Here is a 22,305-nt window from a genome sequence, read left to right on the forward strand (position 1 = left end):
TCATTGTCATGAGCAGGTATATCATTTTAATTGAGAACTAGGTTAACAGCCACCCATACATTGTCCAGCGGGGTCGCTCGTATTACAAACATTGTTTGCGACAGTGTTCGTATTTGGATCAACGATAAGGTCTATATTTTCATTTTCGAGGGTTGTATTTTTAATCACAATATTTTGTTTACTAGTTGATGCTACTTCAATTCCGTTAACCTTATTTTTTAAAATCGTATTTGATTCAAGCGTGTTATTGTCCGAAACTTCTAATTCTATACCATCAGATCCATTATTTTGAACAAGATTTTTTTCAAGGGAATTATCGTGAGAAACTTCTAACTCTATCCCATCAAACTCATTATTTTGAATGGTATTTTTTTTAAGCGTATTGTCGTGGGAAACTTCTACCTCAATCCCATCAAAGCCATTATTTTGAGCGGTATTTTTTTCAAGCATATTGTAATCAGACCCTACTATTTCTATACCATCAAAAGCATTATTTTGAACCGTATTTTTTTCAAGGGAATTGTTGTCGGAACCTTCTAATTCTATACCATCAAAAAAATTGTTCTGAACCGTATTTTTCTCAAGCGCATTGTTATTAGAACCTGCTAATTGTATTCCGTCAAAAACATTATTTTGAACGGTATTTTTTTCAAGTGTATTGTAGTCGGAACCTTCTAATTCTATCCCGTCAAAAATATTGTTTTGAACGGTGTTCTTTTCGAGCATATTGTAGTCAGAACGTTCTAACCCTACTCCGTCAGAACCATTATTTTGAACGGTATTCTTTTCAAGTGTATTGTTGTTACCAACCAATACATTTATGCCATTAAGAAAATTATTCTGAACGGTATTTTTTTCAAGTGTATTGTTGTTACTAGTCATTAAAGTTATACCGTTAAGATTATTATTTTCAATGATATTTTTTTCAAGCATGTTGTTGTTACTAGACGCTATAGTTACACCACTAACACTATTCCTCTGAGCGGTATTTTTTTCAAGCGTGTTGTCATTACTGGAGGCTAAAGTTATGCCATGAATACTATTTTTTTGAGCGATATTTTTTTCAAGGGTGTTATTGTTACTAGAAGATAACCATATACCCTGAACACTATTATTTTGAACAGTATTCTTTTCAATGATGTTGTTGTTACTGAACGCTAAATTTATTCCATCTACATTATTATTATCAATAATATTCTTTCCAATAGTATTGAAATCACTAGCCAATAAGCTTACACCACTAACACTATTATCTTGAACATTATTTTTTATAATAGTGTTATTGTTGCTTGACATTAAATTTATACCATGAACACTATTTTGGACAGTAAAACCCTCAATTAAGACATCCGAAACAGTGTTAAGTAGAAATCCATTAACGGAACCTTCTATTACAGGATTACCTTCACCTTTGAGGGAAAGATTACTCGTTGAAATCATCGCGCCAGCGTAGGGTCCACCCGCTCCAAGTACCTTGATGATATCACCTTGCTTTGCTGCGTCAACCGCTTCTTGAATCGTACTAAAATCTGTTGGAACGATAAGTGTGTTCATGTTTTCATATCCTTTCATTATTTCATTGCTTTAAGCAAGCAGGTTAAGATAATTCAAATTATATATATATTTCTGAGATTCTATCACTTAACCATCTTATGCGAGGATAGAAAAAACGTATAGACGAGTGTTTTAGCTTTTGCAAAAAGGCGTGTAACAGACAAGGAATATCTGTTACTATAGGTAAAATCCAAGTCGATACACTTAATTAAAATGCTGAACATAAGAAAAAATACAATTGAATGGATCATAATAACTTTTACAAACATATTCATACAATCCATCCTAATAATTTTGTACTGCATACGATAAATTCTGATAATTAACAACAATAAATATATGTCCAACGTCTTATCCCATTAATTTGAATATAGTTCTCCTATCATTCCGTCATAGTAACTACACGATATAAAGCGAAGTATGTTTTTCAACTAGGAGGGAGATTTTGATTTTTTTATGGAGAAAGATTTATGATAGTACATTTTTAAAGAATTAAACTGTTGTTGCAAATCATATATCTAGACAACTTACTACGGTGGTAAGTCATTGTAATAATAAAGGAACCAGAGGACTTTGAGGGGACGAGGAAAGTTCTAATAATAGAACAGCATTTAAATTATAAGATTAAGTAGGATCTTTTAAAATACTCATGTGTTAACAAAAATAGATACTATAAACCTAATAATATACGTATTAAATTAACAACATAAGTGACTCCATCAAGTTAACTTTAATATTGAAAAATCAGGTGGAGACTCTACTCCACTTGATTAAAAATACCACCAATGAAAACTACACATTGTTAAATGCAACAGTTGGGTAAATATCAACGTATTATTAATCAATACGCTGAATTATTCATTACGTACGATCGCTTCAGCTTCTATTTCAACTAATAACCTTGGATCTATTAGTGCGTTGACCTCAACCATCGTAGCAACAGGTTGTATATCTTTGAAAATCTCTCCATGAGCTTTTCCTATTTCTTCCCATTTAGATATATCAGTTACAAACATTCTTGTTCTAACAACATCATTTATGGTTGAACCAAGATTTTGGAGTGTCTCTTCTATTATTTTCAAAATACAAACTGTCTGTTGATAAGCATCTCCCTCACCTATAACTAGACCATTTTTCATTGAAGTCGTTCCTGCTATTTCTATTTGATCACCCACACGAATCCCTCTTGAATAACCCACTGTTGATTCCCAAGGTGACCCAGTCAAGACCTTTTTTCTCTCACTCATTCACACTCTACCTCCCAATTTTACAATAGTATCATATGATAGATAACTATGGTGTTAATCAAATTTTAAACCTTCCCATAACAATAGTATTGTAGTACTTACCATCTGATAGCATTTTATCATTTTTTAATACACCCTCAACTTCAAAACCGAGCTTTTTATATAGATAAACTGCTTTCTCGTTATATTCTAAGACATTCAATGTCATTTTTTTAATGCTATTTGCATCAGCCCACTTAATTGATTCTTTTAATAGATTTTTTCCTATACTATGTCCCCAGAAATCTTTTAATACACCGACACCGAACTCTACTTTATGAGCGAACCTCCTTAAATAAACACCTTCACATCTTGCAAATCCTACAATCTGATTACGAGTTTCAGCAACTAAAAATAGATTTCTTTCTTTTTCACTATCAGTTTTTATGATCCCTTCAAATCCTGAGGAATCAATAAATGCCTCACCTTTTTCCCTATCCAAATTCTCTGTTTCTCCATCAATCTGTAGTCTTAATTCGGACAACTCTTGTGCATCTTGAACGACTGCTGATCTAATCGTATAGTGTAGGCCATTTTCACAAAATTCTTGGTTACTAATAATCATGGTATACTCCCTTGTATGTTTTAAATCTTCTTCCCTCTTATGCTGAAACTAAATTATGAATATTAGCCATCTAGTTTTCTACATATTTTGCTACTATCCATTGACTTAGTGAAAATTAGAAAAATTATATATAGTTAAAGTAACATTTTAGCAAAAATTTCATCTAATAAACGAAAATTTTAAAAATGAGTGATGAATCATTAATAAAGGAGTGAAATGGGTTGATTATATACACCTCAGCTATAATAATCATTATAGGAAGTTGGTATTTCTTTGTAAAAAATATTTAAAATAATAATTCAAACTTAAAATTATGTTTGATTACGCTAGTTATTCCTTTTCTATACTTCTTTATAGGTTTGCAACTGGCCATGCTTCTACATAATGAAGGACTTGGTTATGTTGTTGCTGCTTTATTATACTTATTACTTTTTAATAGCTTGATTTTGCTTGTTGCTCATTTTGTTCACTTTTTCGTTAGCGTTCTATTGAATTTTCTTTCTCCATCTTACATTTTTCCAATCTTTATTTTCCATAGCTTGTGTAAAGGACTAGCCTTATTTTCCGTCAATGAAAAATCAGTCTTTTAAAAATATTGATTATCGTTTATAGTTATTACATTACACACTGCGAAGAGATGTGAAAGCAATGAAAAAATATATGCTAATTTTAATTCTATTACTAAACAGTCTTCTTTTCGGTTTAAATATACAAGATGATAATCATATTATTGCAATTGAAGAGACATCTAATATTGGGACCTACTTAGAACCATTCATGCCATTAGATAATAATAATCAATTGGATATGTGGGTACCACCGTTAATAGTAGTCTACTTCATCATATTAAACATATTAATATTACATTCTCATTATATTAACTTAATAAAACGCCTATCCTCAATGATTGCCGTCTTTTTTCAGTCAAATTATGTGGATAAAGCCCTCCTTTAAAATAATATTTTGATAACAAGGGGGAGCATGAAGATGACATGGATTAAATTAATTATGATGGGATTTTTCTCTGCTACTGCAATCACGCTATTTTCTTATCAGGGCTTCGAAATTTATCATGCTATAGTAGATTATTTTAATCAAAAATAGTATAAAAGAGGCTGGGACAAAACCCAATTAAAATGAAGAAACCGCACGAAATCATATTTATAAACCTTGATTTCGTGCGGTTTTATTTTTGCTTAATGTATAAAAACCAGTTAGTTTTCCACTTATGTCCCAGCCTCTTTGTCATGTTAAAAATATATATTTTTTATCTTTCCTTTTTCACTTGGCTGATAAAAAAGAGTTCATAGACTACAGGAATAATGATTAATGTTAACAGCGTAGACGAAGTAAGTCCCCCAATTACTGTAATTGCCAAGCCCTTAGAAATCAGTGTCCCAGATGATGTTGTAAATGCTAAAGGCAACAGCGCAGCGATTGTCGCAAATGCGGTCATTAATATCGGGCGTAGCCTTGTTTTACCGGCTTCAACTATTGACTGTCGTATAGTAAACCCTTTTTCTTCACGATTTTGGCCAATTCTGTCAACAAGAACAATCGCATTTGTCGTGACGATACCAATTAACATTAAAAATCCAATCATCACACTTACAGATAGTGGTTCACGTGCAATTGACAATCCAACAAATGATCCGATCGGTACAAATATAAGTGAGGATAGGATGATAAATGGAATTCGAGCTTTACCGAAAGTGATCAGCATGGTGATGTAAACGAGTCCAATTGCAAAAATCATAGCCATCCCTAGTTGTTGGAATGTCTCAACAGTCTCATCACTACCTCCGCCACCTTCAAAAGACACATCTTCCGGAAGAACTACATCTCTTTCAACTCCTGCGATAACCTCCTGTGTAATCTGTTGAATATTTTCTGAATCAATTTGAGCTGAGATACGTGCAAATACTTTTCCATCTAATTTTTGAATCGACGTAAACGTTTCAATTTCTTTAACCTCTGCAAGCTCTTTTATAGCAATAGGTCCTTGTGCAGTAAAAATTTGTGTATTCTTTAATTGCTCGAGCGAGGTGATGTCATCGTTATATGATAACTGAACACGATGATTTTTCTCGTCAAAAAAATCAAGATTACCGAGGGAAACTGGCTTTGTTTGATCAACAACCGTCCCTAGAATTTGAAAACCTGATACATCGTATTGCTGTGCTTTATCCGAATATATATTTACAACAACTTGCTTTTGCTTATCTTCAAAGTTGTTCGTTACATATTTCAAAGAGGGGTGATTTAGCAAATAGTCTTCCACTAATTTAGATGCTTCTTGAAGTTTTTCTAAATTATTTGAATACAAATCGATATTGACATTATTATTCGTAGGTGGTCCTCCCGTTTCAAGCTCTTGAATACCGATCTTTGTTCCAGGAGCATTATCATTAACAATTTGTTCCATTTTTCTTTCTAATTTTTTTACTAATGAAGCAGTGTTTACATCTTCATTTAACGTAAGAAAATAACTAGCCTGATTTTGTTTTTTTAATCCGGTACGAAAATCGCGGCTACCTACACCAGCTGTAACCTCATTGATTTCTGATTGATCTATATACATTTTTTCAATATGCAAAGATACATCATTTGCTTTATCTAATGATGTAGAGGATGGGAGCTCGACACTCGCAACTAGTGTCTTTTCTTCTTCATTAGGGATAAATGTAAATCCTAAGGATTGAACTAAGAATCCCGAACCAACAAGTAAGAGGAGCGAAACTACTAACACAAGCGCTTTATGATTCAATGACCAAGAGATTGTTTTACCATAAAACCTCTGTAAGACACCCTCTTTTTCTTCTTCGGGTATTTTTTTGAAAGAAAATTTTGCTAATATCGGTACAATAGTAATAGCTACAAGCAACGATGTTAATAATGAAAACACAATTGTTAAAGCAAACGGTAGAAAAAATTCTCCTGTTATCCCCCCAACAAAGCCGAGGGGTAAAAACACTACAACAGTCGTTAGCGTAGAAGATGTGATGGCTTTTAATATTTCTTTCGTTGAATCTTGAATAATGTCGTCTGTTATACTCGACTTTGATTTCCTTACTCTTCTAAATATATTTTCTATAACTACGATACTATCATCTACTACTCTTCCTACTGCTACCGCCATTCCTCCAAGCGTCATAACATTTAACGTAATATCCATTTGAGCTAGAAATATTGAAGACACAAGTAGTGATAATGGTATGGAGATAATTGCAATAATCGTTGCTCTTACATTTCGAAGAAACAGCAATACTGCTACTGATGCAAACAGTGCTCCTAATAAACCTTCTCGTACTAACGTTTCAACTGATTTCTCAATACCTTCAGCAGAGTCTAAGCCTATCGCATAATCTAGTTCATTTGAATATTTATCCAACACAGTTAACACTTCTTCAGCTACTTCAACAGTATTTGCATCTTGTTTTTTAATAACCGCTAAGGAAAGTGAATCATTTAAGTTATATCTTGTTAATTCTGATTGTTCTATAACCGAATCTATTGTCGCTATATCTTTCAAATAGAGAGGTTTACCGTCTTGTGCGAATGGCGATGAAACAATAAGATTCTCTAATTCTTGAACTGATTGTAAGCCCTCTTTAATACGTATGGGGATCTGTATATCATCTGCTTTAATATTACCAGCAGGAAACGACAAGTATTTTCCGTTTATTTGCTCCTTTATTTGTGCAAGACTTAAACCCGCACGCTGGGCTTCTTCTCGATCTACTGTAATTTGTACAAGTTCTTCTTGCAAACCGCCAACGCTAACACTATTTATGCCTGGAATTTTATTAAGTTCTTGTAAAATTTCTGCCTCTAATAATTCCTGCAAGTCATTATTGTTTTTAGCAAATAGTGAAATGTTGTAAATAGGTAATGAACCAAATGAAAAACGGTTCACACTCGTAATGGCTTCTTCAGGGAGTATAGTTTCCTTCATATAGTTATTAACTTGTGCTTCAATATCGTCCATCTCTGCATTAAATGGAAATTCTAAATTTAAAATGGCTACACTTTCAAATGACGAGCTTTGGACTCTTTTCACACCTTCGATCGTTTTAAATTTATCTTCCAGTTTACTTGTCACTAACTCATCCATATCCTCAGGCGAAGCACCAGGATATATTACTTCAACAGATATTTGTGGAAATTCAATATCAGGCAACAAATCAAGCTTTAACGTAGTAAAAGAATATGCACCTGCAAATAATAAAAGAAAAGATATAATAAAAACAGCAACGGCATTTTTCAAGCTAAATTTTGTTAAAAAAGTCATCGTCATTTCCTTTCTGTTCGTTTAATATTATATTTTTTAACACTCTTTTTTCCATAAGCAGTAAGCATGCATAATGTAATGTCAGAAGTTATGTCACGGTTTGCATCGGTTATAAGTTTTCAAACTGTTTGAATAAAAAATTATTAATCTCTTAAATCATAGCTTAGTTATATAGCAAAAATAACTTTTAAGTCCATCACTCCCCTTTTTTCGACACATGTGTCGAATACGTCCAAAAAAACTCCTTAATCAGAGTTATTATCACATATTCCCGACAGAAGTGTCAACTATTTAGCCTTAATGCCATCAAAAAATAAAGTAAATAATGTTTCACTCCATTGGTCAATATCCATATTTAAAGTATTTGGGATCAAAATAGAACTAAAAAAGACACTGGCTATGCTATGCGCTTGCAAATCATTGCGGATAACAAACCCTCGTTGCCCACATTTTATCACATCAACTAATATCTCAAAAAAACGCTCATTTTCTTTTTCAAGTACATCCATTTTTTCACCATGATGATTTGATGACGCCTTCATATGTTTATATACTTGGATCATTTCGTGAATCGTTTCCCCGTGCTTAAGAAAAATAGTAAGCAATTCTTGAAGCTGTACTAAAGGATCAGTATGCTCTAACATCTTTTTACATTCACCATAAATTTTATCTGAAACGTGCTTTATGTAATGAAAAATAAGCTCATCTTTATTAGCATAGTATTCATAAATGGTACTTCTACCTACACTAAGTTGTTCAGCAAGTGCTTTAAAATGAAAACCTTCGTACCCTTTTTCAATAAGTAATTTACGAGTTGATTCAAAAAGATCTTTTTTTTCTATTCTTTTCTTTCTTCCCATGAAGTTCACCTTCATTCCGTAGAGCTACAGTTTAAGTACAAATTGTTATTCCTTTTATTAAGGCTCTTTTCATAAACTTTGTTGTTGTTGTGTTACCAAACCTATATTTTTGTATGTGCTTATTTTTTAATACGCAAAACAACTATCAATGCGAAAACACCTTTATTTAGCTAATATATAAGTCTTAACTGTTATTTTTTGCATTTATCGTATCTTATTTTTGAGTAGAAAACAATTCCTCTTAAACAATTTACATAAATGAGGATGTAAATTGTTTGATCTCGTTCAAAGAATTTTAGTTGAGGTCAGCGCCACTTGCGCGGAGAATTGAAACCTTACAATAACTAAATTAACCATGTTAATGGCGTAGCTCAATGGTAAGGAATAAGTGAATTCGGTTTAACGATAGCAAAAATATGTAATAAAATCCTTATGACTCATTCTCCGGCAACTTATTATATAGAGTTGAGCGCACAAACCTATGCGAAAGCCAATATTCCCTTCTACTTGTAAAATAATTACCATACAGATTAAATTCCCTTTACTTGACATCTACATGAGGTTCGACGGTACGTACCACTTAGGGGGATACAAGGTTGGCTCGATCGTGGAACTTAAAGGCTCCATCTCAAGCGTTAGCTAAGCAGTGAGAAGTACCGCATAGTCAATCAATCTTCATCCTTCACATCTATATCCTCTGGGATAGGTTCTTGAAGTATCTCATCTATTAGTTTCTTATATTTTTCTAATTGTTCCATATGTGTCGTAAACTGATCTTTATTAACTAAATACTGCTCACCATCAAATACAGCTCGAATTTTTTTATGTAGTATTAAATCTTCAATAGATGCTTTAGGTATGGATAAATAATCCGCAAGTTCTTTTATTGTGAGATACATTGTTATCAATTCCTTTTAATTGGCTGTTATCGCATTGTTCGCTGTTTGTTGTAACTAGATTTCTACTTTCATAAATTTTGTAACAGCGTCAACACCTCTAATATCCTATTCTAAATAGTAACAAAGCTTACGAAAAACCCTTTATTTTTTCACATTCACTTTACATTGACTAAACATACTACTAACCTACGTAAATCTACACATGATTTAGGTGGAAAGAACCAGGTAAGTTTATCTTACCTGATTCCATATAATTAATCAGTATGAATCGTTTTTAGTAATAGCTTCTTTAATAATGGGAATAGTACATCAGATAACTCTTCAAGATTTTCTACAACGATACTGAACTTCCCATATATATTCTCGAAGGTACTCCTTTGACCTTCACTAATTTCTCCATTTGCCAGAAAAATGTTAATCACTTCTATATTGTTTTTTCTTGCGTATAGAACAGCTTCATGCGTGTCAACTATACCATTTTGATCGTAGCCAAAGGCCGCTGGCTCACCATCTGAAAAAACAAGTAAAAACTTTTGATTTTCTATTCTTTGTAGTAGCTGCTTAGTAAGATACCGTATGGCAAAGCCGTCACGATTGTCTTCTTGCGCTTGAAGCTGCATTATTTCAAAACCACTCGTTTTTCTTAAAGAAGATTGAAAGTCGATGACTGTTTGAAAATAGTTCGGCTGATTAGTTTCTGTAGCGTCCGCTGTGTCTTCCCAAAAACCTACAATTTGGTGTGGAATGAAAAGAGTCTTCAACGTTTCATGAAACAATGTTATCCCACTCTTTGTGTGATCCATCTTATCAAACATTGATGCGGAACAATCAACTAATAATGAAAAAACAGCGTCCAATTGTGTAGAAGGATTCGTTTTTTTATAAAACATACGTGGACGATCATCAGTTAATAGCTTAGTTAGTTTTCGATTCAAGCGGCCAAAATGCAAATCATTTTTTGGCAAAATCTTTTTTGCTTCAACAGTTTTTTTAATTGTTTGTGTTAGCTTTTTTTGGTAGGGTGTTACTAAAGTTTTATAGTCTCTATATAAAGCTATATCATTTGCTGAAGGACTCAGAATATCCACTTGATGAGCGACAGCATACCTATTTTCTTTACCATACGGGGAATCCCCTCCAACGTTTTTCTCCTCGTGATCCCCTTCCATTAATTCCATTTGCGAAAAATCACTTTGAGAGCTTTGCTGCGAGCTTCCTTGCACGATACCCATCGCTTGGTCTCCACTTTCACCTTTCCTTACACCTTGTCCGATAAGATCTGTCTTTGTTCCTTGCTCTAGATCAAATTGCAAAAAGCTCTTTGTTGTCGTTTCTGTTTCTCGATGCCATGTCGGGAGTGCATCTTCATGCTTGTCTTCATCATCGTGATTTTTTGTCAACATGTCGTCATTCTTCAATTTATCTTTACGTTTTAAGTCACTGAATGTTTGCCCATTATCAATTTCTAGCAACACCGTTTCTGGCAACAAGAAGTAAATGTTTAACATATCAGCTGTTAATACTTCATCCAAAACTTCTATGATTGTCCAACATATTTTTGTAGTATCTTCAGTATTTGATGCTTCATATATATTTGGAAGCTCTCTTTGAAGAAACGGAATGATTAAATCAACGCTCTGATTAATAGTTGGAATTTCTTCTAACGGTGACTCGGATGTAATGAGTAAATAAATTGCATTAAATAGTGCATCTGTATATACGCTTTTTACTATATTGACTTTAAGTTGATCTTCAAAATACTTTCTATAAACTTCTCTTCGTTTAACAAATGCCTTTTTCGTACCTGGTCTTTGTCGGATACAAATTCCTTCTAAACGAATATCCTCAAGAAGCATAAACAATTGCTTTGCAAAGCTTGTAAGATTTGCAGATTTTATCTTCCTGACAAAAGCTTTATATTCCAGCATATTAGTATGGTTTATATTACCAATGCAACGTAAATATACTTCACTCTTTAAACCAGCTATCATTTCCTGACGCTCTCGAAGATCCCAAAAATGACTAACATATGCTTTTTGTTGAATGACATCGTAATAAGAACGAAAGCCAAACTCTACCTCGACTTCTTCGTTTTTTGTGAGTGCTTTAGCAAGGTCAGATAACTCCATAAATAAGAAAGAATCAATCTTTTTATCGTTAAATTGTATCGGCTTCATTAATAGTTCCTCATTCAAATAGAGTTTCGACTATATTTTTTACCGCAGACTTTTCTCTTTCATCTTCGAGCTTATCAATAATACCTCGTTGAACAGCCCTTTCAGGAGGTAAGTGAACTGCTAAGTCACATGTATCAATAAGTGCACGTATTGAAGCAGCCTCTTCAGATATGTTCCCTTGTTTCACATGTGTAATTAAATCAGCAGATAGAGTGACAAACGATTTAATTAGCTTTTCATCTGATAACATTGATTGCTCTTTGAGAACATTCTCTAAACTATTACCTTGAATATACGGTACTTCAATAACAATAAACCTATTTTTTAACGCCTCATTTAAAGGAACTGTCCCTACATAGCCTTCATTAATGGCAGCAATGACTCCAAACCCTTCTTCAGCTTGAACTACTTCACTAGTAAATGGATTTGTAATCATCTTTCTATAATCTAAGACACCATTTAAAATAGGTAATGTTTCTGGCTTTGCCATGTTAATTTCATCTATATATAAGAGGTGCCCTTTTTGCATCGCGTTTATTACTGGACCCGGAATAAAATCGATTGTCGGTCTATCATTGACGTCACTAATCGTTTTATATCCAAGTAAAGCTTCGGCATCTAAATCAACCGAACAGTTAACGCTATGCATCGGCTGCTGAAACAAGCTAGATAAGGTGTCAGCTAGTTTCGTTTTACCTGATCCTGTTGGTCCTTTAAGCAACACATTTTTTCCTAAAGATAGTGCAACGATGGCATCAAATAAAATATTTGTATTGTCGCTCGTATAACCACCTTTTCCAATTAGGAAACTGTCCTCTTGTTGATACTTATTATTGGTTCTACTTTTCAGTATATTACTTATTTGATTAGGCAATTGTATCGTATTTATGTTAGCTGTCATGCTGTAGTTACAAACCCTTCTATAATTTTTATGGCTCTTTTCGATAACTTTGTTGCTAATGGAATGAAAAATAGCAAGGTAAAGTTTATAGAGGAAGAGATTCTTCGAAATTCTATTTGTGCGTTAAATTGAAAAGTATATGCTCATTCAGCCTACTTTTAAAAAAATATTACTTAATGTATTGTATAAAGAATAATAGTAAGTTGGCAAGATGTGTGCTCATTGATAAATAATTATCTGCAAGTATATAAGGAAGATACTGAGGAATCTAGGTTATATTGACGAATTTACTTATTTAACTACAATTATTATACATTATTGTTACTTATATTTGTGTTAGGTAAAAGTGCTTTGCATGCATGATGTTAGTACTAGATACTATTTTATTAATATTACTTATTGGCTTAACCATATTTCATTATAATAAAACAAAAAAACTGATCCAAATCTCTGATACATTAGTATATCCTACGCCAAAAGACCTTCAACAACACGGCATGTTAGTCGACGGCATGATCATTACAAATCACTCCTTTGCATCCAAACAATAGAAAATAATCAAATGAACTACTTTTAGCATGACACTAATACTAACTACTGTTTTGGTTTTGGGTTATATAAACAATAAAAGTATTATTGAGACTTTCCCGAACCTCTTTTTATTAACTATTCTCGTTACTTGGACGGGTGACAGAAGTATATTTGCAGTATTGCAAGAAGGAATGCTAGTAAAAGGCAAAGTGTATAAATGGGAGCAATTTAACTACTTCAATGTTCCAAGAATGAGTAGGTGGCATGAATACGCTGGAATCCATGACAGGAAAGCTTCACATCATCCATCCTTCCAAAAAAATAAGAACAGTCAGTATAGTAATTGACAATGTTAATTTTTGTTTACTAAATGCTGGTTTGAAGGAAACAGATGATACTAATTCATGTAAATCTCAGTGGTTGCAAAGGTTAACTACGTTATTAATAATATATAAAAAAAAATCAAACAATCATTTTTTCCTTATACTAATTAAAGCTAGCCTTTGGGATAGGCTAGCTTAATTTTTTCTTATTGCTGTTTTCACATTGGTCTTTTTTTCGAATTAAGAAATAAACACATTCGCAACTAGAGTTGGGGACATCTATTTGACATCTATTCTTCTGTAATCAATGATACATATAACTAATTTGTTAACAAGAACAAAATTTTAGACAGGCCCTCCTAGATATAACATTCAATGACTATAAAGGTAAATTTCGACGTTTAAAAACGAATACTGCTAAAATAAACATGATTACGCCAATACTCAATAGAATAAGAGATGAAGAGAATACATCTCCTTCACCAATAGCAATCTGACTCGGTTCATACAGCGAGAACAAAGTGATATTTCTCAACCAGTCTAAGTCAGTGCTTATTTTCCCTGCCATATCTAACCCATAAAAGAGAAAAGTCAATCCACCGGCAAGACCAAATGCTAGTTTCTCATCGTTCAGCAGGGCAGAAATAAGGAAAGAGTAGCCTCCAACGGCGAAAAACAATAATAATCCAACTATATTGATCTTAAAAAATACGTTGGTTCCAATTGCATATTGGTCATCAATAAGCCATTCTCCTCCAATAACACCACCGATGAATGTTAAAAAAACAATGATTATTAATCCACTAACTAATACTGCTATTTGTGTAATTACGACTGAACTACGTGTGACTTTGGTTGAAAGTAAATACGCCATTGAGCCTCTGTCAACTAGTTTTGCAATCAGTTGCACAGCTGTCATCACACTAAATACTCCTAAAATAATAGGAAAAAACAAACCAAAATACTCTACAGAAATAAATTCGCTATAAGTCCCGAAAGACTCAAGTCCAAATGCTTGTTTTAGAGCATCTGGATATATTTCTAACATATCATTTATTTGCTCAGCGTTGTCAGCAATAAATGGATATAAGGAAGTCATTAGAATAACATAGAGAGCTGACCCTACTCCGAAGCTTAAAAACCCCTTAACATTCGATTTGATCATTTGTTTATATAGTGGTGCATTCACTTTATCCCCTCCTTTGAATCATAGTAATTCATAAAAATTTCCTCAAGGCTTTGGTTGCTTACACTCATATTGGTAATATCGTAATTACCTAATTCTTTAATTAAATCATTATAATTCCCTTGAATGACAACCCGAGCTACTCCATTTTTTATTACTTCTACCGTAAGCCCGGAAGCTGTTAATCTTTCAATATCATTTTCATTTGCAAAAGTAATTTCAAAGATTTTTCTTTGCATAGATTGGAGTTGATGTATATCTTTTACTGTAATGATTCGACCATCCTTAATGATTGCTGCTCGATCACAAGTCCTTTCGATTTCTGCAAAGCTATGTGAAGACATTAAAAACGTTTTCCCCTTTGCCTTTTCTTCTAGCACAATATCAATAAATATTTTTTGCATTAAAGGGTCTAAACCTGATGTCGGTTCATCTAGAATTAAGATTTCTGGATCATGCATAAATGTGACAACAATACCTATCTTTTGTTTCATTCCTTTTGACATTTTTCTAATAGGTGTTTTAGGATCAAATTGTAGTCGCTCAATTAACTCATCACGCTTTCTAAAGTCTTTAATTTCTTGCATGCCCGCCATCATATTAATAAATTCCATCCCACTCATACCTTCTAAAAATGAAATTTCTCCAGGTAAATAACCTACGTAGCTACGTGCCTTGCCTTGATCTTCCCAGCAATTTACGCCATTTATTGAGGAAAAGCCTCGTTGTGGTTTCATAAACCCCATTAAATGCCGTATAGTAGTAGATTTACCAGCACCATTCGGGCCTAAGAAACCGAAAACCTCTCCTTTATGGACTTCAAATGATACATCAAATATCCCTTTGTCATTGGAAAATTGTTGAGTCAGGCCGTTGACTTGAATCACTTTGCACTCCTCCTTAAATTTTATGAAATATATGATATGTTTCATTACATTAATTTTAAATTTTTAAAATGTTAAAGTCAATGGTATAATGAAATATATTAATTGAAATATTTCATAATATTACGTGAGATAAAAAGGTGATAGTTTAATGAATGGGTTTGAAAAACGAGCACAACGAATCAAAGACAGTATTAAGAATGCCACTTTGGAATTATTGAGTAGTATGGAGCCAAGAGCTATTCGGATTACTGATATAGCTAATAAAGCCGACGTATCACAAGTCTCAATTTATAATCATTTTGGCAGTAAAGAGGAGCTAATCAGAGATGCGCTAAAATCGTTCTACTTTCAACATCTAGAGGAATACGAAAAACTAATTTCAGAAGGATCGAAGTCATTTAAGGAAACAATAAGTTTCATTCTATTTCAAAAAAGAGGGACCATACAAAAATTCTCTGCAAAAAAATTAAATGAATTATTGCTGCAAGACCCTGAAATGAATAAGTTTGTAAAAGAAATTTATTCAACTAAAGTGTTTCCCCTTTTCTTAGAAATGATTGAAAAGGCGAAAAGAAACGGTGAAATAGCTAATGATATTGCACCATCTTTAGTAATTTTTTATTTGAACATGTTTAGTGAAAAGAGTGAGGAAATGCTCCAGTTGTCAACTTCATATTCAAGTGAAGAGCAATTTATCGAAGATCTTACTAATTTATTTTTCTATGGCATAGCAGGAAGACGATGATCATTGACCACCTTATTCAAGGTGGTCAATACTTTAGTCATTTCGTTTTTGCCGGCTGTGTAGTATTTTGATGTTGTTTGTTGTTTACTTTGTTATTAGGGTTGTTAGGTGCAAGCTCCTCTGCAAATTCGAAATTTGGCAATGGTGACTTAACATTTGCATTATTAGTCATTCTTTCAGCCATGCGTTTCATCTCATCACCTAGCTGTGTCATCGTCTTGTTATTTCTCATCCTTACCATTCCGAGTAAAGCAGGAACGGATAATGCTACTACCGATGCACTCATTGCAACCCAATTATTCCTTCTTCGCTTTCTAAAGCGATTCACCAGTCGTCCAGACCTTTTACCTACGTTAAACATCGTTGACATCCAACGCATATTGTTCATAACAGTTATCCCCCTTCTCTTCAAAATTAACTTTTTCCGGATTGTTCTAACCAACAGCATTAACGAAAAAAGCCTTATTAATTTGAAGAAGAGCATGTACACTCATCGTACACATATATTATTTTTTCTTATTGTATGACACAATATTTGTGTTAACATTTTACACAAAGATTTGAATCGTCAGAGGAACAACTAACTTAAATTGTTTCAACACAGGATGATGCTTAATATGTATATATAGCGATATTTTTTCTACTTGAATGAATAAAGTCACATCTTCTCACCATTTTATTCAATAACCTTTACGAATAGAGCCACCCGATGCCATTTCCGTTATTAGTAAAAAAAAACTTACACCAAAGAATTGATGTAAATAAACAAGTCCATCTACAAATGAAAGGGCAAAACACTAGTTCAGCCTAATTAACATACAAAACGACTATATGCAAAAAAGCATAAGCAATATACTTATGCAAACATCATAAATTTAGGCTAATTTCTCCCTATTTTTAGAGGGCTGGATGAATAGTTCACAATTATTATTTATTCCAACTAGACATATATGCACGATCTTCTATTTCTAGAGCATTGTCGACAACCTTTAGTGGTTTAAATGTATCAATCATAACTGCGAGCTCCGCTGTTTCCTTTTTACCTATACTTGCTTCTGTTTTTCCAGGGTGTGGACCGTGAGGAATACCACTTGGATGAAGCGTAATTGAACCTTCTTCAATCCCTTTTCTACTCATAAAATTTCCATCAACATAATATATTACTTCATCGCTGTTAACATTGCTATGATAGTATGGTGCTGGAATCGCTTCTGGATGATAATCATATAATCTTGGCACAAAAGAACAGATGACAAAGTTATGTCCTTCAAACGTTTGATGGACTGGTGGCGGTTGATGGATACGACCCGTAATTGGTTCAAAATCATGTATACTAAACTTCCACGGATATAAATACCCGTCCCAACCAATAACATCTAGCGGATGATGTTGGAAAATATGCTCAGTCATACTTCCTCTAGCTTTAGTTAATACTGAAAAAGCACCTGTTTGATCATACGTTTCTAATTGAGCTGGTCCATGGATATCCCGTTCACAAAATGGACTATGTTCAAGAAGTTGGCCGTATTCGTTACGATATCTACGTGGAGATGTAATTTGACTATTCGTTTCAACGAAGAGAAATGTTTGCATCACTTCTGTATTCGGTACAATCCGGTAAATGGTACCAATTGGAAGAACTATATAATCTCCTTCTTCATAATAAATACTACCGAATATTGTTTCAATTTTCCCTGAACCATAATGAATGTAAAACAGTTCATCACCATCTCCATTACGGTAATAATGCTTCATTGCTATTTTTGGCTTTACGACTCCGATAAGCAAGTCTTCATTACCTAACAAATATTCGCGACCGAATAAAGCATCACTTGTCGCAGTACATTTTTCAGTTCTTAAATGCCGATGCATTAATGACGAATTTTCTTCAAATTTTATTTCAGGATTTGAAAAATGTTTCGTTTCTAAAACTTTCGTTGGCATGTTGTGATGATATAATATTGATTGTGTTCCAGAAAACCCTTTTGTGCCCATTACTTGTTCACGATATAATGTACCATCTTCTTTTTTAAATTGTATATGCCGTTTCTTTGGAATTGAGCCCATTTGCCTGTAGTACACAAAGATCCCCCTTTACTCTACAATTGTATTTTTTAAGATCCCTAAGCCAGTGATCTCTAGTTCAACTAAATCACCAGGCTCCAACCATCGTTGTTTTTCAGGTCCAAGCTCTAAAATACAACCAGTTCCTACCGTGCCTGATCCTATAATATCACCAGGATATAGTGTTACATCCTTCGATGCTCTTTCTATCATTTGTGCGAATGAATAATAAATAGTATTAAAATTGCCAACAGATGTCGTGCTGCCATTAACCTTAGCCACCATCTGTAAATCATAAAGATCTCCTATTTTATATTTTTCAAGTTCATCTTTCGTAACAATATAAGGGCCTATTGATGTAGCAAAGTCCTTTCCTTTTGCAGGACCTAAACCTACCTTCATTTCTTTCGCTTGTATATCCCGAGCACTCCAATCATTCATTATTGTGTACCCGAAAATATAATCTTCCGCTTCTATTCGCGAGATATTCGTTCCTTGCTTACCGATAACACATGCAATTTCAAGTTCATAATCAAGACGATTACAATTCTTTGGTTTTTTAATAAGCTCATCAGGTCCAGTGATCGCTTGATGGTTTGAAAAGTAAAAAACTGGCATCTCATACCATTCAGGAATAACTTGAAGCCCCCTCCTACTTCTTGCTGTCTTCACGTGATCTTCAAAGGCATAAAAATCTCGAACACTTGGTGGCTTTGGTAGTGGAGCACAAATATTAACTTCTTCTAGTGCGTAAATAGCATCATTACACAGATGTACATTATTCAGTAGATTGATATATGAATCATAGTTTTCAATAAAATGTAATAAGTTATGTGGAAGCTTGCCACCGCTAATAGCATGCATGTCGACTATTTTTTCTTCATGTAACCATCCGGCTCTCTCAATACCTGCTTCCGTCTTGAAGGTGACATATTTCACTTTTGTCCCTCCTTAGTCATTAAGTTATATTAGCTTTTTATTATTACTGTTAATAACGAATTTCCACTATTAATCAAGACTATTTCTCTTTACTTATATTGTTTCTTGTTAAAATAAATGTGTCGCTATTTGCACGAGTGTACGCATGCCCTGCTAATCTACCGACTGGATTTAACTTACTAGTATTAATTTTTCCATCCTCGTACAAATTGTCTGCAACAGAAACTAATACAACTTTTCCAACAACTAAGCTGCCTGACCCTGGGTGAGAACCGTAATGATGTAATTCATGCAGTTTACATTCCAAATGTATCTTACACTCTTGAACTCTTGGTATTTGTACTTTTTGACCAGCTTCTTTGCCAAGTCCCGCTATTGTAAACTCATCAACCCCAGGTGAATACTCTGTTGCACATTCATTAACTTGTGAAATAATGTCCTCGCTTACAATATTAATGATAAACTCCTTAGTCTTTTCAATATTCCTCAAGGTGTCCTTTTTCCCACCGTCACTTCCTCTAACCATAGGAGCAAAACATATAAGCATAGGATTAGCACTAATACATGTAAAAAAACTGAAGGGGGCAAGATTTGCCCGTCCCTCTTCATCAACTGTAGAAACAAATGCAATTGGACGTGGCAAAACAGACCCAACTAACAACTTATAAGCGTCCTGCCATGAAATATCGCTTGGCTCGATCTGCAAATGCACTCAACTCCTCAAGTTACTATTAGTATAATAAGACTCGAAATTTTATGTTTTTCTATATTAAATACATATGTTAGATAAGACTTATGGGATTTCACCGTTTTTATAAAGTAAAGTGATCACGTTTACTAGCTGAATATACGGTAATTTTCTGGTACAAAAAACAACAATGCATCATTGTGAAAATTGTTCCTTACAAATTCCCGCGTCTTGCTTGTTCGCGTTCAATTGACTCAAACAACGCCTTGAAATTGCCTTCACCAAAGCCCTTGGCACCTTTTCTTTGAATAATTTCAATAAATAATGTTGGACGATCGACTATTGGTTTTGTGAAGATTTGTAATAAATAACCTTCATCATCACGATCTACTAAGATTTTTAACTGTTTCAGCTTCTCAATTTCTTCATCAATTTCCCCAACACGTTCAGATAACATTTCATAATACGAATCTGGTGTCTCAAGAAACTCAATTCCATTTGCTTTTAACGATGAAACAGTTTTTATAATATCTTCCGTTAATAAAGCGATATGCTGCACACCCGCTCCGTTATTAAACTCTAGATATTCTTGAATTTGAGATTTACGCTTCCCTTCTGCAGGCTCATTTATCGGGAATTTAATTCTACCACCATTGGTCATCACTTTTGACATTAGCGCGGAGTATTCTGTGCTTATATCATCATCATCAAAATGAATTAATTGCTTAAAGCCCATTACTTCTTCGTAATAAGTAACCCATTGCTCCATCTCTTCAACGTTTCCTACAACATGATCAACTGCAATTAAACCAGCATCATCATATGGTATATTCATATTAATTTTTTCGAAACCTGGTAAAAAAGTTCCGTTATAATTTGTACGTTCGATTAAACTATGAATTGTGTCACCGTATGTACCGATGACCGCCTTTTTAACTGATCCGTTTTTATCCGATAATATAGTTGGCGGTAAAAGTTCAATGGCTCCACGACTTACTGCTTCACTGTATGCTTTATCTACATCGTCTACAACTAATGCTACATCCCGTACACCATCGCCATGTTTTTTAACAAAAGAAGATACTCGACTTTCCGATTCTAATGTACCTGTTAAAATATATCGAATATTATTCTGTTGAATAACGTACGAGATAGTTTCTCTATTCCCTGTTTCTAAACCAGAATAAGCTATTGGTTTAAAGCCAAATGTTCTACAAAAATAGTGACATGCCTGCTTCGCATTCCCAACATAAAACTCAATATAGTCTACATCTCTTACTGGAAAAAATTCCTCTTGCTTCTCTACAGTTTCTAACAATTGTTCTTTCATTCACATAAACCTCCTATTTTTCATAAAATAATTAATTTTCTTAATTTTATAATAGTAAAAAAATGGCGTATGACTCAAGAGTATACTGTGAAGCCAAAACGCTTTAGTTGAATACAGAAAAGCTAGTAACTCAATTAAGAGATAACTAGCTTTTTAGTCTTATATACATATATTATTTTATCTAAGAAAACTTAATAATTGAGAATATTGTTAAGAATAAAAGCCACCGTTCACATTTAACACCTGACCATTTACATAATTAGATAATGGCGATGCTAGATAGAAGATACTTTGTGCAGCTTCTAAAGCTGTTCCTGCTCTTTGTTGAGGAATAGACATTTGAATCATCTGCCTCATATTTTCTGGAATGCCAATTGCAACACCATTTACAGATTCACCCTTTTCTTTTGGTTGTGTTAGCCTCGTTTCAACCATACCAAATGCGACTGCATTACAATTCACATGATAAGGTGCCCATTCTCGAGCAACTGTTTTCGTTAAGCCGATTAAGCCAGCTTTGGCAGATGAATAATTCGCTTGCCCCACATTGCCCATCACTCCAGCTACTGATGTGACATTTACTATCTTCCGATAATGATCAACACCTTTTGCCACGTCATCTTTATGAGCATTTCTTAAATATGGTGTTGCTTCACGGATAAGTCGAAATGGAGCAAATAAATGAATATCGACCATGGCTTGGAATTGCTCATCTGTCATTTTATGGATCATCCCATCCCATGTGTAGCCAGCATTGTTCACCAAAATATCCAGCTTGCCATAAGCTTGAATCGTTTCATCCATAATCTGTTTTGGAAACTCTGAAGAAGTGACATCTCCATTAACTGAAATAGCATCTCCACCTTTTTCTTTAATTGCACTAACGACTTCTTCGGCAGGTTCTTGATCTTTATCTGACACAACAACACGAGCCCCATGTTCAGCCAGCAATTCAGCAACTTGCCTTCCAACTCCTCGTCCAGATCCTGTAATAATTGCAACTTGATTTTCTAACATTTTCATTACCTTATCTCCCTTCCTTGTCTCTATTTTCGTTTAGGCAGTTTCCGTTTAGATTT

The 22,305-nt window shown here is 33.8% G+C and carries 20 protein-coding genes; 4 read left to right on the plus strand and 16 right to left on the minus strand.

Annotated elements, in window-relative coordinates; genetic code table 11:
* Positions 1 to 42: 42 nt before the first annotated feature.
* The 3 genes from SLH48_RS04530 to SLH48_RS04540 all read right to left on the minus strand — a co-directional run bounded on the left by SLH48_RS04530 (position 43) and on the right by SLH48_RS04540 (position 3,405).
* A complete protein-coding gene (locus SLH48_RS04530; RefSeq protein WP_320257179.1) occupies positions 43 to 1,554 on the minus strand; it encodes a nitrous oxide reductase family maturation protein NosD in 1,512 nt (503 codons plus the stop codon).
* Between the two features lie 854 nt (positions 1,555 to 2,408).
* Positions 2,409 to 2,801, minus strand: a complete 393-nt coding sequence (locus SLH48_RS04535) for a RidA family protein (protein ID WP_320257180.1) — start codon at positions 2,799 to 2,801, stop codon at positions 2,409 to 2,411.
* A gap of 58 nt (positions 2,802 to 2,859) precedes the next feature.
* Positions 2,860 to 3,405: a GNAT family N-acetyltransferase gene (locus SLH48_RS04540; protein ID WP_320257181.1), complete on the minus strand. Its 546-nt coding sequence runs from the start codon at positions 3,403 to 3,405 to the stop codon at positions 2,860 to 2,862.
* A gap of 648 nt (positions 3,406 to 4,053) precedes the next feature.
* On the opposite strand from SLH48_RS04540, the gene SLH48_RS04545 reads away from it, so the two are divergent.
* Positions 4,054 to 4,359, plus strand: a complete 306-nt coding sequence (locus SLH48_RS04545; protein ID WP_320257182.1) for a hypothetical protein — start codon at positions 4,054 to 4,056, stop codon at positions 4,357 to 4,359.
* A gap of 313 nt (positions 4,360 to 4,672) precedes the next feature.
* Here SLH48_RS04545 and SLH48_RS04550 read toward each other — a convergent pair whose 3' ends face one another.
* The 5 genes from SLH48_RS04550 to SLH48_RS04570 all read right to left on the minus strand — a co-directional run bounded on the left by SLH48_RS04550 (position 4,673) and on the right by SLH48_RS04570 (position 12,533).
* Positions 4,673 to 7,696, minus strand: a complete 3,024-nt coding sequence (locus tag SLH48_RS04550) for an efflux RND transporter permease subunit (RefSeq protein WP_320257183.1) — start codon at positions 7,694 to 7,696, stop codon at positions 4,673 to 4,675.
* A gap of 287 nt (positions 7,697 to 7,983) precedes the next feature.
* Positions 7,984 to 8,556 (minus strand): TetR/AcrR family transcriptional regulator, encoded by a 573-nt coding sequence (locus tag SLH48_RS04555; protein ID WP_320257184.1) that lies wholly within the window; start codon positions 8,554 to 8,556, stop codon positions 7,984 to 7,986.
* A gap of 668 nt (positions 8,557 to 9,224) precedes the next feature.
* Positions 9,225 to 9,455 (minus strand): excisionase family DNA-binding protein, encoded by a 231-nt coding sequence (locus SLH48_RS04560; protein ID WP_320257185.1) that lies wholly within the window; start codon positions 9,453 to 9,455, stop codon positions 9,225 to 9,227.
* Positions 9,456 to 9,709: 254 nt separating this feature from the next.
* Complete coding sequence (locus SLH48_RS04565) at positions 9,710 to 11,632, minus strand: cobaltochelatase CobT-related protein (RefSeq protein ID WP_320257186.1); 1,923 nt, start codon at positions 11,630 to 11,632, stop codon at positions 9,710 to 9,712.
* 10 nt (positions 11,633 to 11,642) lie between these two features.
* Entirely contained in the window at positions 11,643 to 12,533 is an 891-nt protein-coding gene (locus SLH48_RS04570) for a MoxR family ATPase (protein WP_320257187.1), read from the minus strand.
* Between the two features lie 359 nt (positions 12,534 to 12,892).
* Here SLH48_RS04570 and SLH48_RS04575 point away from each other — a divergent pair, with 359 nt between their 5' ends.
* Complete coding sequence (locus tag SLH48_RS04575) at positions 12,893 to 13,084, plus strand: hypothetical protein (protein ID WP_320257188.1); 192 nt, start codon at positions 12,893 to 12,895, stop codon at positions 13,082 to 13,084.
* A gap of 27 nt (positions 13,085 to 13,111) precedes the next feature.
* Positions 13,112 to 13,411, plus strand: a complete 300-nt coding sequence (locus SLH48_RS04580) for a hypothetical protein (protein ID WP_320257189.1) — start codon at positions 13,112 to 13,114, stop codon at positions 13,409 to 13,411.
* A gap of 355 nt (positions 13,412 to 13,766) precedes the next feature.
* Here the strand turns inward: SLH48_RS04580 and SLH48_RS04585 are convergent, their stop codons facing one another.
* Together SLH48_RS04585 and SLH48_RS04590 are read right to left on the minus strand one after the other, a co-directional pair.
* Positions 13,767 to 14,576 carry an ABC transporter permease subunit gene (locus tag SLH48_RS04585; protein WP_214481832.1) on the minus strand — a complete coding sequence of 270 codons (810 nt, stop codon included), beginning with the start codon at positions 14,574 to 14,576 and terminating at the stop codon, positions 13,767 to 13,769.
* Positions 14,573 to 15,460, minus strand: coding sequence for an ABC transporter ATP-binding protein (locus SLH48_RS04590; protein ID WP_214481833.1), 888 nt, complete (start codon positions 15,458 to 15,460; stop codon positions 14,573 to 14,575). Before SLH48_RS04590 ends, SLH48_RS04585 begins: the two co-directional genes overlap by 4 nt.
* A 148-nt stretch (positions 15,461 to 15,608) precedes the next feature.
* On the opposite strand from SLH48_RS04590, the gene SLH48_RS04595 reads away from it, so the two are divergent.
* Positions 15,609 to 16,205 carry a TetR/AcrR family transcriptional regulator gene (locus SLH48_RS04595; RefSeq protein WP_320257190.1) on the plus strand — a complete coding sequence of 199 codons (597 nt, stop codon included), beginning with the start codon at positions 15,609 to 15,611 and terminating at the stop codon, positions 16,203 to 16,205.
* A 37-nt stretch (positions 16,206 to 16,242) separates the two neighbouring features.
* Here the strand turns inward: SLH48_RS04595 and SLH48_RS04600 are convergent, their stop codons facing one another.
* The 6 genes from SLH48_RS04600 to SLH48_RS04625 all read right to left on the minus strand — a co-directional run bounded on the left by SLH48_RS04600 (position 16,243) and on the right by SLH48_RS04625 (position 22,249).
* A complete protein-coding gene (locus tag SLH48_RS04600; RefSeq protein WP_214481835.1) occupies positions 16,243 to 16,593 on the minus strand; it encodes a hypothetical protein in 351 nt (116 codons plus the stop codon).
* Positions 16,594 to 17,132: 539 nt separating this feature from the next.
* Positions 17,133 to 18,287, minus strand: coding sequence for a homogentisate 1,2-dioxygenase (locus tag SLH48_RS04605; RefSeq protein ID WP_320257191.1), 1,155 nt, complete (start codon positions 18,285 to 18,287; stop codon positions 17,133 to 17,135).
* A 12-nt stretch (positions 18,288 to 18,299) separates the two neighbouring features.
* Complete coding sequence (locus SLH48_RS04610) at positions 18,300 to 19,208, minus strand: fumarylacetoacetate hydrolase family protein (RefSeq protein ID WP_413785392.1); 909 nt, start codon at positions 19,206 to 19,208, stop codon at positions 18,300 to 18,302.
* 79 nt (positions 19,209 to 19,287) lie between these two features.
* Complete coding sequence (locus tag SLH48_RS04615; RefSeq protein ID WP_320257192.1) at positions 19,288 to 19,914, minus strand: flavin reductase family protein; 627 nt, start codon at positions 19,912 to 19,914, stop codon at positions 19,288 to 19,290.
* A gap of 196 nt (positions 19,915 to 20,110) precedes the next feature.
* A complete protein-coding gene (gene hppD, locus SLH48_RS04620) occupies positions 20,111 to 21,226 on the minus strand; it encodes a 4-hydroxyphenylpyruvate dioxygenase (protein WP_320257193.1) in 1,116 nt (371 codons plus the stop codon).
* Between the two features lie 210 nt (positions 21,227 to 21,436).
* Complete coding sequence (locus SLH48_RS04625; protein ID WP_320257194.1) at positions 21,437 to 22,249, minus strand: SDR family NAD(P)-dependent oxidoreductase; 813 nt, start codon at positions 22,247 to 22,249, stop codon at positions 21,437 to 21,439.
* Positions 22,250 to 22,305: the final 56 nt, after the last annotated feature.

Origin of the sequence: Cytobacillus sp. IB215316, from assembly GCF_033963865.1 — a bacterium.
Lineage (GTDB): Bacteria > Bacillota > Bacilli > Bacillales > SM2101 > Nanhaiella > Nanhaiella sioensis.

Excerpts from the sequence above, each read along its gene's own strand:
- SLH48_RS04535 (WP_320257180.1), bottom strand. The coding sequence starts at position 2,801 with ATGAGTGAGAGAAAAAAGGTCTTGACTGGGTCACCTTGGGAATCAACA.
- SLH48_RS04595 (WP_320257190.1), top strand. The coding sequence starts at position 15,609 with ATGAATGGGTTTGAAAAACGAGCACAACGAATCAAAGACAGTATTAAG.
- SLH48_RS04550 (WP_320257183.1), bottom strand. The coding sequence starts at position 7,696 with ATGACTTTTTTAACAAAATTTAGCTTGAAAAATGCCGTTGCTGTTTTT.
- SLH48_RS04545 (WP_320257182.1), top strand. The coding sequence starts at position 4,054 with ATGAAAAAATATATGCTAATTTTAATTCTATTACTAAACAGTCTTCTT.
- SLH48_RS04560 (WP_320257185.1), bottom strand. The coding sequence starts at position 9,455 with ATGTATCTCACAATAAAAGAACTTGCGGATTATTTATCCATACCTAAA.
- hppD (WP_320257193.1), bottom strand. The coding sequence starts at position 21,226 with ATGAAAGAACAATTGTTAGAAACTGTAGAGAAGCAAGAGGAATTTTTT.
- SLH48_RS04570 (WP_320257187.1), bottom strand. The coding sequence starts at position 12,533 with ATGACAGCTAACATAAATACGATACAATTGCCTAATCAAATAAGTAAT.
- SLH48_RS04565 (WP_320257186.1), bottom strand. The coding sequence starts at position 11,632 with ATGAAGCCGATACAATTTAACGATAAAAAGATTGATTCTTTCTTATTT.
- SLH48_RS04555 (WP_320257184.1), bottom strand. The coding sequence starts at position 8,556 with ATGGGAAGAAAGAAAAGAATAGAAAAAAAAGATCTTTTTGAATCAACT.
- SLH48_RS04575 (WP_320257188.1), top strand. The coding sequence starts at position 12,893 with ATGATGTTAGTACTAGATACTATTTTATTAATATTACTTATTGGCTTA.
- SLH48_RS04580 (WP_320257189.1), top strand. The coding sequence starts at position 13,112 with ATGACACTAATACTAACTACTGTTTTGGTTTTGGGTTATATAAACAAT.
- SLH48_RS04530 (WP_320257179.1), bottom strand. The coding sequence starts at position 1,554 with ATGAACACACTTATCGTTCCAACAGATTTTAGTACGATTCAAGAAGCG.
- SLH48_RS04540 (WP_320257181.1), bottom strand. The coding sequence starts at position 3,405 with ATGATTATTAGTAACCAAGAATTTTGTGAAAATGGCCTACACTATACG.
- SLH48_RS04600 (WP_214481835.1), bottom strand. The coding sequence starts at position 16,593 with ATGAACAATATGCGTTGGATGTCAACGATGTTTAACGTAGGTAAAAGG.
- SLH48_RS04625 (WP_320257194.1), bottom strand. The coding sequence starts at position 22,249 with ATGAAAATGTTAGAAAATCAAGTTGCAATTATTACAGGATCTGGACGA.